Here is a 15103-nt window from a genome sequence, read left to right as displayed (position 1 = left end):
GCATTCGCGAGCAAGCCCGCTCCCACATTGGGTTTCATTAGGTCCTCGGTAATGGCGTAACGCTAGCATTTACTGGCCCCTGCAAATCATTCCTTTGGCTGATTTGGCTGAAACATAAGCGCTCTACAGTGCAGGTCTTCAAGCCAAGACCGTGCAGTCATTAAAGGGATTCTTATGTTGCAGACCCGTGTTATCCCGCCCGCCGAAGGTGCGTACCAATACCCGCTGTTGATCAAGCGTCTGCTGATGTCCGGGACTCGCTACGAGAAAACCCGGGAAATTATCTATCGCGACAAGCTGCGCTACAGCTACCCGACGCTGATCGAGCGCGTCGCTCGCCTGGCCAATGTGCTGACCGAAGCCGGGGTCAAGGCCGGTGACACGGTGGCGGTGATGGACTGGGACAGCCACCGTTACCTGGAGTGTATGTTCGCCATCCCGATGATCGGCGCGGTGATTCACACTATCAACGTGCGCCTGTCGCCAGAACAGATTCTGTACACCATGAACCACGCCGAAGACCGCTTTGTGCTGGTCAACAGTGAGTTCGTGGGGCTCTACCAGGCGATTGCCGGGCAGCTCACTACCGTCGACAAGACCTTATTGATTACCGATGGTGACACCCACACCGCCGAGCTACCCAACCTGGTAGGTGAGTACGAAACCCTGCTGGCCGCCGCCAGCCCCACCTACGACTTCGAAGATTTCGACGAAAACTCGGTCGCCACCACTTTCTATACCACCGGCACCACCGGCAACCCCAAGGGCGTGTACTTCACCCATCGGCAACTGGTGCTGCACACCATTGGCGTAGCGACCATCATGGGCAGCGTCGACAGCGTGCGGCTGCTGGGCACCAACGACGTGTACATGCCGATCACGCCGATGTTCCACGTACACGCCTGGGGCTTGCCGTATGTGGCGACCATGCTCGGGCTGAAACAGGTGTACCCCGGCCGCTACGACCCGGAATACCTGGTGGAACTGTGGCGCAAGGAGAAGGTGACGTTCTCCCACTGTGTGCCGACCATTCTGCAAATGGTGCTCAACGCCAAGGCTGCGCAGAACGTGGATTTCGGCGGTTGGAAAATCGTCATCGGCGGCAGCGCCCTGAACCGTTCGCTGTACGAAGCCGCCAAGGCCCGAGGCATTCAACTGACCGCTGCATATGGCATGTCCGAGACCGGGCCGCTGGTATCCTGCGCTCACCTCAATGATGAGTTGATGGCTGGCAGCGAAGATGAGCGCACCACCTACCGCATCAAGGCCGGTGTCCCGGGGCCGTTGGTCGAAGCGGCAATCATGGACACCGACGGTCGTTTCTTACCCGCCGATGGCGAAACCCAGGGCGAACTGGTGCTGCGCGCGCCGTGGCTGACCGAGGGTTACTACAACGAGCCGCACAAGGGCGCCGAGCTATGGGCCGGTGGCTGGCTGCACACCGGTGATGTGGCCACGCTGGATGCCTTCGGTGTGATTGATATCCGCGACCGCATCAAGGATGTGATCAAGACCGGCGGCGAATGGATCTCCTCCCTGGCCCTCGAAGATCTGGTCAGCCGTCACCCCGCCGTACGGGAAGTGGCGGTGGTAGGCATCGCCGATCCGCAATGGGGCGAGCGGCCCTTCGCCTTGTTGGTGGTGCGTGAAGGGCATGTGATCGATGCGCGAGAGCTCAAGGAACACCTCAAGCCTTTTGTCGAGCTGGGCCATTTGAGCAAGTGGGCGATCCCGAGCCAGATCGCCGTTGTTACTGAAATTCCCAAGACCAGTGTCGGCAAACTCGACAAGAAACGTATCCGTGTCGACATCATCGAATGGCAGGCCAACAACAGCACGTTCCTGTCCACGCTCTAAACCCTCTCGCCGCGCCCGTTCGGNCAATGCTCTATATCAAGCCTTTACTTGTGATTTGCCGAATTTCAGCCATCCTTCCCGCGTCGACCTTCGTCGGCGTGGCGAAAGGGTTGTGGCAGACAGGTTGGTGATGCAAATCACACTTTAGAGGGATCAAGCACTACCCCCCTCTGGCTATAGTCCCTTTCAGAGTTTTTCGCGGATGTTGCGCTTCGAGCCATGGAGGCTCGGTGGCGATGCGGCATTGGAATCGTTGTATCCCGGCCGTTACATCTGAAGAAAGGGCTCACTGCCATAACAATAAAATATGCACATGGAGTAGCGTCGATGACCTCAGTAAACCAGTTCTGGCGCCGGGCAAGACTGCCCCTGGCCGTCAGCCTCGCTTCTACGCTCGCCGGGCCGGCATTCGGCGTCAGTTTCAACATTGGTGAAATCGAAGGGAGCTTTGACTCGTCGCTTTCCGTGGGGGCGAGCTGGTCCACGGCCAAGCCCAATCGTGACCTGATCGGTGCCAACAACGGCGGCAAGGGCCTGTCCCAGACCTCCGATGACGGGCACTTGAACTTCAAGCGCGGCGAAACGTTCTCGAAGATCTTCAAGGGCATCCACGACCTGGAACTGAAGTACGGCGACACCGGTGTATTTGTGCGGGGCAAGTACTGGTACGACTTCGAACTCAAGGACGAAAGCCGTCCGTTCAAGGACATCAGCGACAACAACCGCAAGGAAGGCGCCAAGTCTTCGGGCGGGCAGATTCTCGATGCATTCGTCTACCACAACTACTCGATTGCCGATGCGCCGGGTTCCGTGCGTTTTGGTAAGCAGGTCGTGAGCTGGGGCGAAAGTACCTTCATCGGCGGCGGCATCAACTCCATCAACCCGATCGACGTGTCGGCGTTTCGTCGTCCGGGGGCCGAGATCAAGGAAGGCTTGATCCCGGTGAACATGTTCTACGTGTCCCAGTCGCTCACCGACAACCTGTCGGCCGAGGCGTTTTACCAACTGGAGTGGGACCAGACCGTGACCGATAACTGCGGCACGTTCTTCTCGCAGCCGGACGTGATCTCCGATGGTTGCAGCAACAACCTGCGGGTACTGAACAAGCGTTCCACCATTCCTGCTGCCGCCCTGCCAACTCTGGGTGCCTTGGGTGTGGACGTGAACAGCGAAGGCGTACTGGTGCGTCGTGGTCCGGACCGTGATGCACGCGACAGCGGCCAGTTCGGCGTCGCTATGCGCTACAACTTCGAACCGCTGGATACCGAATTCGGCGCGTACTTCATGAACTACCACAGCCGCGCGCCGATCTTCAGCGCGCAGGGCGCGCCATCGGCGGCCTACACGCGTCCGCTGGGGCCACTGGGGGCCTTGCGGCCGTTGATCGTGGCGGGTAGCTCGAACTACTTCGTCGAGTACCCGGAAGATATTCGCCTCTACGGCCTGAGCTTCTCCACCACCTTGCCTACCGGCACCGCCTGGAGCGGTGAGTTGAGCTACCGTCCGAATGCGCCGGTGCAGTTGAGCACCACTGACATTCTGTTCGCCGGCGTCACGCCGATCCCCGGCTTTGGCAATGCGTCCGTGCTCAAGGGCACGCCAGGCCAGGACCTGCACGGCTACAACCGCAAGGAAGTCACCCAGTTCCAGACCACTTTCACGCACTTCTTCGACCAGGTCATGGGCGCCAGCCGCCTCACCACCGTCGGTGAAATCGGCGTGACCCACGTGGGTGGCCTGGAAAGCAAATCCCAGGCTCGTTACGGCCGCGATCCGGTGTTCGGCCCAGGCACGCTGCCAGGTGGGTTCTGCAACGCCCTCAACAACTCCACCGCCAACGGCGCCGGCTTGCCCAACGCTGCTGGCCTGAACACCAATTGCAATAACGACGGCTATACCACCGCAACGTCATGGGGCTACCGCGCCCGTGCCATCTGGGAATACCCGGACGTGTTCGCAGGCGTGAACCTCAAGCCCAACGTGGCCTGGTCCCACGACGTCAAAGGTTACTCGCCAGGCCCTGGCGGCAACTTTGAAGAAGGTCGCAAGGCGGTCAGCCTGGGCCTGGATGCCGAATACCAGAACACCTACACCGCGAGCCTGGCGTACACCAACTTCTTTGGTGGCAAGTTCAGCACCGTGGATGACCGCGACTTTGTCGCCTTGAGCTTCGGCGCCAACTTCTAAGCACACTCTTTTCAAGTGGCATGTATTCAGGAAGACCAGAGCATGAAAATAACAAAAAGTCTGTTGCACGTGGGTGTGCTTGGGCTGTCGATCCTGGCGAGTAACGTCATGGCGGCAGTCTCGGCAGATGAAGCCGCCAAGCTCGGCACGACCCTGACCCCGATGGGCGCCGAGATGGCGGGTAACGCGGCCGGCACCATTCCTAAATGGTCGCCATTGCCGACCAATGCCGGCGCGGTGGACGCCCGTGGTTTCCTCGCCAACCCGTATGCCAGCGAGCAACCGCAGTTCACCATCACTGCGCAGAACGTCGAGCAGTACAAAGACAAGCTGGCCCCCGGGCAATACGCGATGTTCAAGCGTTACCCGGACAGCTTCAAGATGCCGGTGTACCCGACCCATCGCGGCGCCACCGTACCGGCCGAGGTGTTTGCCTCGATCAAGAAAAACGCCACCACCACCAACCTGGTGTCCGGCGGCAACGGCCTGGAAAACTTCGAAACCGCCGTCCCGTTCCCGATTCCCAAGAGCGGCGTCGAGGTTATCTGGAACCACATCACCCGTTATCGCGGCGGCAGCGTGACCCGCCTGGTCACCCAGGCCACCCCGCAAACCAACGGTTCCTACAGCCTGGTGTACTTCCGCGACCAGTTCGTGTTCCGCGACAAGATGAAGGACTTCGATCCGAAAAACCCAGGCAACGTGCTGTTCTACTTCAAGCAGCAAGTGACTGCGCCAGCGCGCCTGGCCGGTGGTGTACTGCTGGTGCACGAAACCCTCGACCAGGTCAAAGAGCCGCGTTCGGCCTGGGTCTACAATGCCGGGCAGCGCCGTGTGCGTCGGGCGCCGCAAGTGTCCTATGACGGGCCGGGTACTGCCGCCGATGGCCTGCGTACCTCCGACAACCTCGACATGTACAACGGTGCGCCGGACCGCTACGACTGGAAGCTGGAAGGCAAGAAAGAGATGTACATCGCCTCCAACAGCTACAAGGTCGACGATCCCAAGCTCAAGTATGCCGACATCATCAAGGCTGGCCACATCAACCAGGACCTGGCTCGCTACGAGCTGCGCCGGGTCTGGCACGTGGTCGCCACCTTGAAGGAAGGCCAGCGCCACATCTACGCCAAGCGTGACTTCTACATCGACGAAGACACCTGGCAAGCAGCGGTGATCGACCACTACGACGGTCGCGGCCAACTGTGGCGCGTTGCCGAAGCACATGCCGAGAACTACTACGACAAGCAAGTGCCGTGGTACGCCCTGGAAACCCTCTACGACCTGCAGTCCGGCCGCTACCTGGCCCTGGGCATGAAGAACGAAGAGAAGCAGGCCTATGACTTCGGCTTCACCGCCAGCACCAGCGACTTCACCCCAGCGGCCCTGCGTCAGGACGGTGTTCGCTAACTGATCGCTCCCACGCTCTGCGTGGGAGCGCTTCCCGTGACGCTCTGCGTCACGCCTCAAAAGTCGACGCGCAGCGTCGAAGTCTGTATTCCTACGCAGAGCGTGGGAACGATCATTCCTGGATGGGCGCGTTGTTTTTGAGCGCTTCGCGAGCAAGCTCGCTCCTACTTCTTTCCAGGAGGCTGGAAGGGATATTTCTTGTCGCAGTTCTTTTTCAGCCATTTGTTGCAAAGATCTACAATCCCGCCGCTTTTACCGCTAGTCTGCGGACATCTGCAATGCCGACAACAGCCTTCTACAAGAGCCCGGCGATGACTGATCTGTCCCGAACCCATGGGCCTGCCAGTGTGGTGATGCCGACCCTGGAAGGCCGCTTCTACCGGCCCCCGCTGCCTGACGGCTACGTGCTGCGCCCGCGCCTGTGCGAACGGCTGAATGCGGGCCTTGATGGGCGACTGTTGCTGGTCAGCGCGCCCGCGGGGTTTGGCAAGAGTTCGTTGGCGGTGGAGTTCTGCCAGGGCTTGCCTGCCCAGTGGCAAAGCCTGTGGTTGGGCCTGAGCCCTCGGGACAGCGACCCCGGCCGTTTCCTGGAGCGGCTGCTCGACGGCTTGCAACAGTATTTCCCGCAACTCGGCGCCCAATCCCTGGGGTTGCTGAAAATGCGCCAGCGTCACCAACCCTTTGCCTTCGAAGAATGGCTCGATGGCCTGCTCGACGAACTGGCCGTGCACCTGTCTGCACGTTCGCCGTTATTGCTGGTGCTGGATGACTATCACCTGGCCCAAGGCCCGGTGCTGGATCGCTGCCTGCAGTTTTTTCTCAATCATTTGCCTGATGGCCTGGTGGTGCTGGTCACCAGCCGGCAGCGTCCGGACTGGCACCTGGCACGCCTGCGCCTGTCGCGGCACCTGTTGGAACTGCATGAGCAAGACCTGCGCCTGACCCATGACGAGTCCCTGGCGGTGCTGGATGGACACGGCGATGCATTGCGCGGCGAGGCGTTGGAAAACCTGATCCGCCGTAGCGAGGGCTGGGTCGCCGGCCTGCGCTTCTGGCTGTTGGCGGCCTCCGAAGCCGGCAGTGAGAGCGCCTTGCCGCAAAGCCTGCACGGTGGCGAGGGTCTGATTCGCGATTACCTGCTCGAAGAAGTCATCGACTGCCTGCCTGCGGAGGTGCAAGCGTTCCTGTACGACACCGCACCTCAGGAGCGCTTTTGCAGCGAACTATGCGACGCCGTCCGCGAGGCCCATGACAGCGCAGAAATCCTGCGCTATTTGCAGGCTCATCAAGTGTTCCTGGTGCCGTTGGATGAGCAGGGCCATTGGTACCGCTACCACCACTTGTTCTCCGACCTGCTGCGCACCCGCCGCGAGAAAAGCGCCACCTTGCCGCCGGCCAGTTTGCACTTGCGCGCCTGTCGCTGGTTTAACGCCCAGGGCTTGATCGACGAGGCGGTGGAGCAGGCGCTGCGGGCCGGGCATCTGGATGTGGCGGCGAACCTAGTGCAGAACCTGTCCGAAGAGCAACTGCTGGCAGAGCAGAATGTGGGCATGCTGTTGCGTTGGAAGATGGATTTGCCCGACAGCCTGCTGATCAGCACGCCACGTTTGATCGTGCTGTATAGCTGGGCGTTGGGGCTGGCGTGCCAATTGGATGCGGCACAGGAGCTGTCCAGTTACCTCAGCCGCTTCCTGCCTGCCCCGTCGGCCACCGCGCAAAAATCCATGTTGGCCCAGTGGTTGGCGCTGAGCGGGATTATTGCCCGTGGGCGTGGGGACCGTGAGCTGACCCAGCGCTATTGCCAAGAGGCGTTGGAAAGCCTGCCGCAAAAGCGTTACGGCCAGCGCCTGATGTGCCTTTCGACCCTGTCCAACCTGGCGATCGTCGATGCCGACCTGTGGCGCGCCCGTGGCCTGAACCGCGAATCGTTGGAACTGGCGCAGCGCGTCGGTAACCCCTTGTTTGAAGCCTTGGCCCATTACGACCGGGCCCGGGTACTGCAGGCGCGGGGGGAGATCCTGCGTTCCCTGGATGAAGTCCGTCAGGGCCTGGAGCGCTTGCATGGGCTCGCCTCCCAACGCCTATATGCCGTGCGCGCGCGCCTGTCGCTGTACGAAGGCTACCTGCTGCTGGTGCGTTACCAGCCCGAGGCCGGCCTGGCGCGTTTGCGCGCCGGCCTGGCCGAGGCCCGTGCCTGCCGCGATATCAGCGTGCTGATCGGGCACTGCGTCATCGCCAGCTTCGAAGGGCGGCGTAGGGAGTTTGCCAATGCTTTTGCCGAACTGGCCGAGGCCGAGCGCTTGATGCACATCTGGGATGTGCCGCCGATCTATTACCTGGCGATGATCACCCTGATCAAATGCGAGTTGTGGCTGGCCCAGGGGCGCACTGACCTGGCCGACGCCTGGCTGGCCCGCCTGGGGCAGACCTACAACGGCGAGCACGCCGCGGCGGCCCCCGAGTTTCATCCGCACCTGCCGCAACATATCGAGCTGCAACAAGCTGCGCTCGATGCCACGCGCCATCAGCCCGACAGCGCGCTGCAACGCCTGGAAGCGTTGGCCCAACAGGCCCATGACAGTGGGCGCCAGATGATTGCCCTGATGGCGCTGGTCCAGCAGGTGCAGTTACTTCTGGATAATGGCCTGGAAGCCAAGGCCCGGCCGGTATTCGCCCGTGCCCTGGAAGCCGGTTCGGGCGGTGCGTTGCAGCCGTTTCAACGGTTGTTGGAGGGTTATCCGCAGTGGATACGCGATCAGTTGGGCAAGGATTCCCATGGGCTGCTCAATCAGAGCTTGCTGGAGTTGCTGCCCCAAGCCAGCGCAGTTGAAGCCACACCTCAACAGGAAACCCTCAGCACTCGAGAGCTGGCGGTGCTGCAACTGATTGCCCAAGGCTGTTCAAACCAGGAAATCAGCAACCAGCTGTTCATCTCCCTGCACACGGTGAAGACCCACGCCAGCCATATCAACAGCAAGCTCGGCGTGGAGCGTCGTACCCAGGCGGTGGCGCGGGCCAAGGCCATGGGGTTGTTGGCCTGAGCCCTGGGTTTATGGCGTGGTCGGGCAGCCTTTGAGTGAGGTGTCGACGGTCTGATTGATCAGCGCCGCGAAACGCTTGAGGTTGTTCTGATGCGCCACCACCAACTCGTCGATGCTCGGCCCGGCAGGTGATTGCAAGGTGGTGCGGCAGGTCAAGGCCGGGCGATCGCCATTGACTTGCCTCACGCGCCAGCGCACATCGAGCAATGCGTACTGCCCCGGTACCGAGTCAAACCGCTGCACGTCTACGCGCAAAGCCACGGCTTGCCGGGCATTGCTGTTGGCTAATTGATCCACCAAGGCGCTCCTCAGTTCATCGGCGAGGGTGGCGGCCCACCACTGGGTTTCAAGAATCGCCAGGCCGCTGTCGCCCTGGCGGATAACGATCTGCGCGCGGTCTACCTGAGGCGGCACGCTGATGCTCTCAATGCGCACACCGCCGGCCTCTGCTCGCGTACTCGGGCTCAAGTGCGCCGGGGTCAGGGTATGAAAAGCGATGGGTTCACTGCGGCAGGCACCGAGCAGCAGCAGGGTGCTCAGCAACGTGATCTTCAACGGCAATGTCATGGCGGCTCCAATGGTCATTTGCGGGGTGGCCCTTGCAGGTCCGTCGGTGCGGCGTTATCGGGGCGGCCGCGAATCAGCGACTCCGGATGCCGGCCCAGGTAATCCGAAAGCTCGCGCAGGGAGCGCGACATGCGCCCCAACTCGTCGAGGGTCTGGGTCAGTTGTTCACGCTGCGGCGAGTCTTCGGCCAAGGTTGAACTGGCCGATTGCAGGGTCTTGCTCACGTCGGCCAAGGTCGTCTGCACACCCGGCAGCGTCTTGGCGTTGAATTGCGCCAGGCCCTTGCGCAGTTCGACCAGGCTGGCGTCGAGGTTGCCGGCAATGCGCTCGACAGGCAGTTGGCTGATCTTGTTGACGATGCCTTCGAACTTCTCTTGCAGTTGTTCCAGGTTGCCCGGGATCGTGGGGATGCCCACGGGGCGCTGGTTCGGGTCGAACGCGACTTTCTCGGCCTTGGGGTAGAAGTCCAGGGCGATGTACAGCTGGCCGGTCAGCAAGTTACCGCTGCGGGCCTGGGCGCGCAGGCCGTTTTCGATGAAGGTGCCGATCAGGCGTACGCCGGCTGCCTCATCGTCAGGGTTATTGTTCATGGCCTTGAGCAACTTGGTGTGGGCCTCGCCGAGCAGTTGCGGGTAGATCACGATGCCGACATTGACCGGGAAAGTGCGTTTCTTCGCATCGAAATCCAGGTTGATCGATACAACCCTGCCGAACTCGACGCCGAGGAACTCCACCGGCGCGTCGACTTTCAGCCCACGCAGGGCCTGATCGAAGCGCAGGACCATGTATTGCCCCTTGCCGTTGGGCGGGGCGAGGGCGCTTTGCTGGTCTTCGAACAAGTCAAAGCTGCGACTTTCTTCGGCCGGTTTGTCATTGGGGTTGTAGGGCGGCGCCTGGAAGGCGATCCCGCCCATCAACATGGAGGACAAGGATTCGGTTTTCAGCGCGAAGCCATTGGCACCGACGCTCAAGTCGACGCCGCTGGCATTCCAGAAACGCGTGTTCTCAGTGATGTACACATCATTGGGCGCATGCACGAAGATTTCGACATTCACGCCCTTGCCCTCGTTGTCCAGCTCATAGGCCACTACCTGGCCCACCGGGATCTTGCGGTAATAGACGGGGGAGCCGATATCCAGGGAGCCCAAGGCCTGGGTGTGCAGGGTGAAGCGCTTGCCCGGCTCGCCGTAGGTGATGGGCGGCGGGTTTTCCAAGCCGGTGAAGTGTTTGGCGCGAGTCTCGGACTGGCCAATGTCTGCGCCGATGTAGTCGCCGGACAACAACGTGTCGATGCCCGACACGCCGCCTGCGCCGATGCGCGGGCGCACCACCCAGAATTTTGAATCTTCGCGGGTGAAACTTTCGGCCTGTTTGACCAGCTCGACGGTGGCATTGACGCTTTTCTGGTCATCACTCAGGGCCACGGCGGTTACCTGGCCGATCACCACGTTGCGGTATTTGACCTCGGTTTTGTTGGCAACCAGCCCGCTGCCGGTCTTGAAGTTGAGGACGATGGTCGGCCCTTGTTGCATGACGCTGTGAATCACCAGCGAGATCCCCACCAGTACGGCGACAATCGGCACGATCCAGACCAGCGAGACACTGAAACGACGCGTCTTGATCACGGGTTGCCCCGCAGGGGTGTCAGCCTTGGATGAGCTCATCCGAGGTCTCCTCGTTATGTGGATTTTCCCAGATTAGCCGGGGATCAAAACTCATGGCCGCCAGCATCGTAAACACGACCACCAGGCCAAAAAACAGAATGCCCAGGCGCGGTTCGATCGTGCCTAGGGCTTGAAACTTCACCAGCGCGGCCACCAGGGCAACCACGATGACATCGAGCATCGACCAGTAGCCGATCAGTTCGATAAACCGAAACAGCTTTGAACGCTCCTTGCGCGCCCACTGGCTATTACGCTGCACGGTGACCAGCAGCAGCCCCAGCGACAGGAACTTGATACCCGGCACGGCAATGCTGGCGATGAAAATGATCAGCGCAATGTCCCAGGCGCCATGCTGCCAGAACTCCAGCACGCCACTCATGATGGTGCTGTCTGCGCCCGAGCCGAGCATGGTGGTGTTCATCACCGGCAGTAAGTTGGCCGGGACATAAAAGGCGAGGGCGGTGAGCATGTAGGCCCAGGTTCGGGTCAGGGACTGCACCTTGCGCCGATGCAGTGCGGCGCCACAGCGATCGCACTCGGTGGGCTCACGGCGCATGTCGCAGGGCTGGCCGCAGGTATGGCACAGGCACAGGTTCAGCTCGCGGGCGGTGGGTGGTGAATTCATACGGTGTCCCACAGGTCGCGTACATCGCGCCCGGCAATGCGGATCAGCAACAGGCTCAGGGCGGCCAAGGCGAACAGGCCGGTGCCAGGGATCACATCCAGCATGCCGGCCAGCTTGAAGACCGCGACCATCGCGCCCAGCAGGCACACCTCCAGCATGCTCCAGGGCCGGAGTGCTTCGAGCCAGCGCATGCACAGCTTGAATGCCGGCGAGCGCTTGCCGGCCAACGCGAAACTCAGCACCCAGATCAGCAACAGCAGCTGAAACACCGGCGCGATAATGATGGAAATCGCCGCGACCAAAGCAATGAACGTAATCGGCCCCAGGCTCAATGCAACGACTGAATCCCAGAGCGTCGCGCTGTTTTTCAAGCCCTGCAGGCTGATGCTCATCACCGGATAAAAGTTCGCAAAGGTCCACAGCACTGCGGCGGTCACCGTCAGGGCGAGGCGTTGCTGCACCGACAGGCCGTTATAGCGCTGCAGCACGCCAGAACAACGCACACACAGGGCTTTTTGATGTTTGGCGAGCGTGACTTTCTCGTACACGCAGTCGCAGTGTTCGCAGATGATCTGTTGATTCGCCATGGGTGTTGCTCCAAATGCGACTGACTGCAGCAGGGGATTTCAATGGCGCTTGCGTAGCTTAGCAGCGGATGGACCGCGTAATCGACTCCTTCCAGAGCAGGGCCAAGCTACACCATACTGCACTTGGAACGCGCCAGAGAGCTTGCAGGACACCCATGACTATTGAAAAACAACCGTTGATTCGCGAAACCTTTCCCGTCGGCCCGTTGCAGTGCAACTGCACCATCATTGGCGACCCGATCACTAAAAAAGCCATCGTGGTCGACCCCGGTGGCAATCACGAGTTGATCCTGGCGCGCCTTGATGCGCTGGGACTGAAGGTGGTGAGCATTATCCACACCCATGCTCACCTCGATCATTTCCTCGCCTCCGGCCAATTGAAAGAAAAGACCGGCGCCACGCTGCATCTGCACAAAGATGATCAATTTCTATGGGACAACCTGGAAATGCAATGCCAGATGTTTCGCGTGCCCTACGTCCCGGTACCGTCGCCGGATCGCTGGCTGGAGCATGACGAAGAACTGGCCTGCGGCTGTGGCGTAGCCTTGCACACCCCAGGGCATACGCCGGGCTCGATGAGTTTCTGGTTCGCCGACGCCAAGCTGTTGATCGCCGGCGATACCTTGTTTCGTCGCGGCGTAGGGCGCACGGACTTATGGGGCGGCGACCAGGCGACGATCGTGCGGTCGATCAAGCAGCGCTTGTATACGCTGGACGAGGGCGCGACGGTGGTCACTGGGCATGGGCCGGATACGTTGCTGGGCGATGAGATGCGGGAGAATCCTTTCGTGCGTGCGTGATGGGTTGTCGGCTCTGATACAAACCGGTACAGACACACAGACACAGGCCCGAGCCAAAGACAGCTATGCTTTACGCTCCCCTCCACGGAATTTTTGCCGTTTGTCGCGTTCCAAACTCGGCACAGGTCCATTGCCAATGTCCTCTGCATCACAGAATGCAAAAGTAGGAGCTTCCTTCATGTTCACTCCGCGTCGTCTGCTTGTTGTCGCTACCGCCGTAGCCCTGTTGTCTGGCTGCGCCTCACCTAACCCTTATGACGGCAGCCAGGGACAGGCCAGCAATGGTTCCGAAAGCGGCATGAGCAAAACCGCCAAGTACGGCGGCCTCGGTGCGCTGGCTGGTGCATTGGCCGGTGCGGCCATCGACCATAACAACCGTGGCAAGGGCGCGCTGATTGGCGCAGTCGTTGCGGGTGCCGGTGCGGCGGGCTATGGCTACTACGCTGACCAGCAAGAGAAAAAGCTGCGTGAAAGCATGGCGAACACCGGGGTCGAGGTGCAGCGCCAGGGTGACCAGATCAAGCTGATCATGCCGGGCAACATTACCTTCGCCACCAACTCGGACGCGATCTCCAGCAGCTTCTACCAGCCGCTGAACAACCTGGCCAACTCTCTCAAGCAGTTCAACCAGAACACCATCCAGATCGTTGGCTACACCGACAGCACCGGTAGCCGCCAACTGAATATGGACCTGTCCCAGCGCCGTGCGCAGAGCGTGGCCAACTACCTGACCTCCCAAGGCGTCAATGGTGCCAACCTGAGCGCACGCGGTGCCGGTCCGGATAACCCGATTGCCAGCAACGCCGACGTGAATGGCCGTGCGCAGAACCGTCGCGTCGAAGTCAACCTCGGCCCGATCCCTGGCCAGCAATACGGCCAGCCTGGTCAGCAGCAGGCGCCACAGCAGAACAACCAGTTCCAGGGCAATCCGTACCAGCAATACCAGTAAACCCTGGGCACTAAAAAGGGCGCCGTGCAGTCAATGCACGGCGCCCTTTTTTGATCGTTCCCACGCTCTGCCTGGGAATGCCCGCTCGGACGCTCCGCGTCCCACTGATGGCGCAAAAGTCGAGGCTTGTGGGGTGACGCGGAGCGTCACGGGATGCGTTCCCACGCAGAGCGTGGGAACGATCAGGCAGCTTCGATCTACATCAGTCGATGTATTCAAATACCTTGACGATCTTCTGTACGCCCGACACACCTTGCACCAGGTTGGCGGCGCGGGTGGCTTCTGCCTGGGTCAGCAGGCCCATCATGTAGACGATGCCGTTATCGGTGACGATCTTGATTCGCGAGCCTGGCACTGCACTGTCGGTCAGCATCTGGGCCTTGATCTTGGTGGTCAGCAAGGCATCGTTGCTGATGGCCAGCAGAGTGATCGGGTCCATGACCTGCAGTTCGTTGTGGACCTTCTTGACGCGTTGCACGCCGGCAGCGGCTTGCTCGGCCTGGGCCTTGAGATCGGCGCGGGGTGTTTGGCCTGCCAGCAGGACCACGCCGTTGAAGCTGGTCACCACGATGCGCGAGGCACCGTTGCCCAGGTCGGTAGCAGCCTTGGCGACGTTGACCTTAACCTTGGTTTCGATCAGCGAATCATCAATGGTGCTGCCGAAGGTGCGCGTGCCCCGGTCGTCCTGAATAGGGGTGTCCCGTGTAGCGGTGATAGCCGAGCTGCAGCCGCTGATGGCGACGCACAGCGTAATGGCCAAAAGACTGAGGCGATTAACGGTCATTCTTCACTCCCGAACAGTTGGCTGTCGATCAGATCGCACAGGCAGTGGATCGCCAGCAGATGAACTTCTTGGATACGTGCAGTGACATTGGCCGGGACGCGAATCTCCACGTCCTCTGGCAGCAGCAGCGAAGCCATGCCGCCGCCGTCGCGACCGGTCAAGGCTACGACAATCATTTCGCGATCATGTGCGGCCTGGATCGCTTGAATAATATTTGCCGAGTTGCCGCTGGTGGAAATCGCCAGCAATACATCGCCCGGTTGGCCGAGGGCGCGGATTTGCTTGGAGAAGATTTCGTTGTAGCTGTAGTCGTTGGCAATCGAGGTGATCGTCGACGAGTCGGTGGTCAAGGCAATAGCCGGCAGGCTCGGGCGCTCACGTTCGAAACGGTTGAGCAGCTCGGAGGAAAAATGCTGGGCATCGCCAGCCGAACCGCCATTGCCGCACGAAAGCATTTTGCCTTCGTTGAGCAAGGCATTGACCATCACCTGGCTGGCTTGCTCGATGTGCGGTGCAAGTACGTCCATCGCCTGTTGCTTGGTGTCGATGCTGGCCTGGAAAAGCTGGCGAATTCGGGATTGCATGTCCATCTGTGTGACCTTAAGTAGCGCGGCTGTTTGGCACAGGTAATGTGC

At 60.7% G+C, this 15103-nt stretch carries 12 protein-coding genes; 6 read left to right on the top strand and 6 right to left on the bottom strand.

Features of this window, described 5'->3' with window-relative positions:
* Window positions 1-174: 174 nt before the first annotated feature.
* The 4 genes from ACTJLA_RS02400 to ACTJLA_RS02385 all read left to right on the top strand — a co-directional run bounded on the left by ACTJLA_RS02400 (window position 175) and on the right by ACTJLA_RS02385 (window position 8492).
* A complete protein-coding gene (locus ACTJLA_RS02400) occupies window positions 175-1857 on the top strand; it encodes a fatty acid--CoA ligase (RefSeq protein ID WP_089041368.1) in 1683 nt (560 codons plus the stop codon).
* Between the two features lie 327 nt (window positions 1858-2184).
* Window positions 2185-4044 (top strand): DUF1302 domain-containing protein, encoded by a 1860-nt coding sequence (locus ACTJLA_RS02395; RefSeq protein ID WP_003188640.1) that lies wholly within the window; start codon window positions 2185-2187, stop codon window positions 4042-4044.
* A gap of 42 nt (window positions 4045-4086) precedes the next feature.
* Entirely contained in the window at window positions 4087-5451 is a 1365-nt protein-coding gene (locus ACTJLA_RS02390) for a DUF1329 domain-containing protein (RefSeq protein ID WP_034126328.1), read from the top strand.
* 311 nt (window positions 5452-5762) lie between these two features.
* A complete protein-coding gene (locus ACTJLA_RS02385; RefSeq protein ID WP_314547907.1) occupies window positions 5763-8492 on the top strand; it encodes a LuxR C-terminal-related transcriptional regulator in 2730 nt (909 codons plus the stop codon).
* 9 nt (window positions 8493-8501) lie between these two features.
* On the opposite strand, the gene ACTJLA_RS02380 is transcribed toward ACTJLA_RS02385, so the two are convergent.
* From ACTJLA_RS02380 to ACTJLA_RS02365, 4 genes are read right to left on the bottom strand one after another with little or no spacing between them, the layout of a single operon-like run.
* Window positions 8502-9059, bottom strand: a complete 558-nt coding sequence (locus ACTJLA_RS02380) for a PqiC family protein (RefSeq protein ID WP_057976877.1) — start codon at window positions 9057-9059, stop codon at window positions 8502-8504.
* Between the two features lie 14 nt (window positions 9060-9073).
* On the bottom strand, window positions 9074-10723 hold the full coding sequence (locus ACTJLA_RS02375; protein ID WP_054897006.1) for a PqiB family protein: 1650 nt from the start codon (window positions 10721-10723) through the stop codon (window positions 9074-9076).
* The gene (locus ACTJLA_RS02370) at window positions 10704-11348 is read right to left on the bottom strand and encodes a paraquat-inducible protein A (protein WP_054919304.1); all 645 of its coding nucleotides are present in this window, start codon (window positions 11346-11348) and stop codon (window positions 10704-10706) included. Before ACTJLA_RS02370 ends, ACTJLA_RS02375 begins: the two co-directional genes overlap by 20 nt.
* A complete protein-coding gene (locus ACTJLA_RS02365; RefSeq protein ID WP_057976879.1) occupies window positions 11345-11935 on the bottom strand; it encodes a paraquat-inducible protein A in 591 nt (196 codons plus the stop codon). Before ACTJLA_RS02365 ends, ACTJLA_RS02370 begins: the two co-directional genes overlap by 4 nt.
* A 155-nt stretch (window positions 11936-12090) precedes the next feature.
* On the opposite strand from ACTJLA_RS02365, the gene ACTJLA_RS02360 reads away from it, so the two are divergent.
* Both ACTJLA_RS02360 and ACTJLA_RS02355 read left to right on the top strand, forming a co-directional pair.
* Window positions 12091-12735, top strand: a complete 645-nt coding sequence (locus tag ACTJLA_RS02360; RefSeq protein ID WP_034126333.1) for an MBL fold metallo-hydrolase — start codon at window positions 12091-12093, stop codon at window positions 12733-12735.
* A gap of 178 nt (window positions 12736-12913) precedes the next feature.
* The gene (locus ACTJLA_RS02355; RefSeq protein ID WP_019816951.1) at window positions 12914-13684 is read left to right on the top strand and encodes an OmpA family lipoprotein; all 771 of its coding nucleotides are present in this window, start codon (window positions 12914-12916) and stop codon (window positions 13682-13684) included.
* Between the two features lie 202 nt (window positions 13685-13886).
* Here the strand turns inward: ACTJLA_RS02355 and ACTJLA_RS02350 are convergent, their stop codons facing one another.
* Together ACTJLA_RS02350 and ACTJLA_RS02345 are read right to left on the bottom strand one after the other, a co-directional pair.
* Window positions 13887-14468, bottom strand: a complete 582-nt coding sequence (locus tag ACTJLA_RS02350; protein WP_003188655.1) for a BON domain-containing protein — start codon at window positions 14466-14468, stop codon at window positions 13887-13889.
* Window positions 14465-15058, bottom strand: a complete 594-nt coding sequence (locus tag ACTJLA_RS02345; protein ID WP_007904374.1) for a phosphoheptose isomerase — start codon at window positions 15056-15058, stop codon at window positions 14465-14467. The genes ACTJLA_RS02350 and ACTJLA_RS02345 overlap by 4 nt, the downstream gene beginning before the upstream one ends.
* Between the last annotated feature and the right edge of the window lie 45 nt (window positions 15059-15103).

Origin of the sequence: Pseudomonas sp. 22072 (assembly GCF_052046095.1) — a bacterium.
GTDB classification, from domain to species: domain Bacteria; phylum Pseudomonadota; class Gammaproteobacteria; order Pseudomonadales; family Pseudomonadaceae; genus Aquipseudomonas; species Aquipseudomonas paracarnis.
The sequence above is the reverse complement of the archived record's forward strand: the minus strand, read 5'-3'. Positions and strand labels throughout refer to the sequence as shown.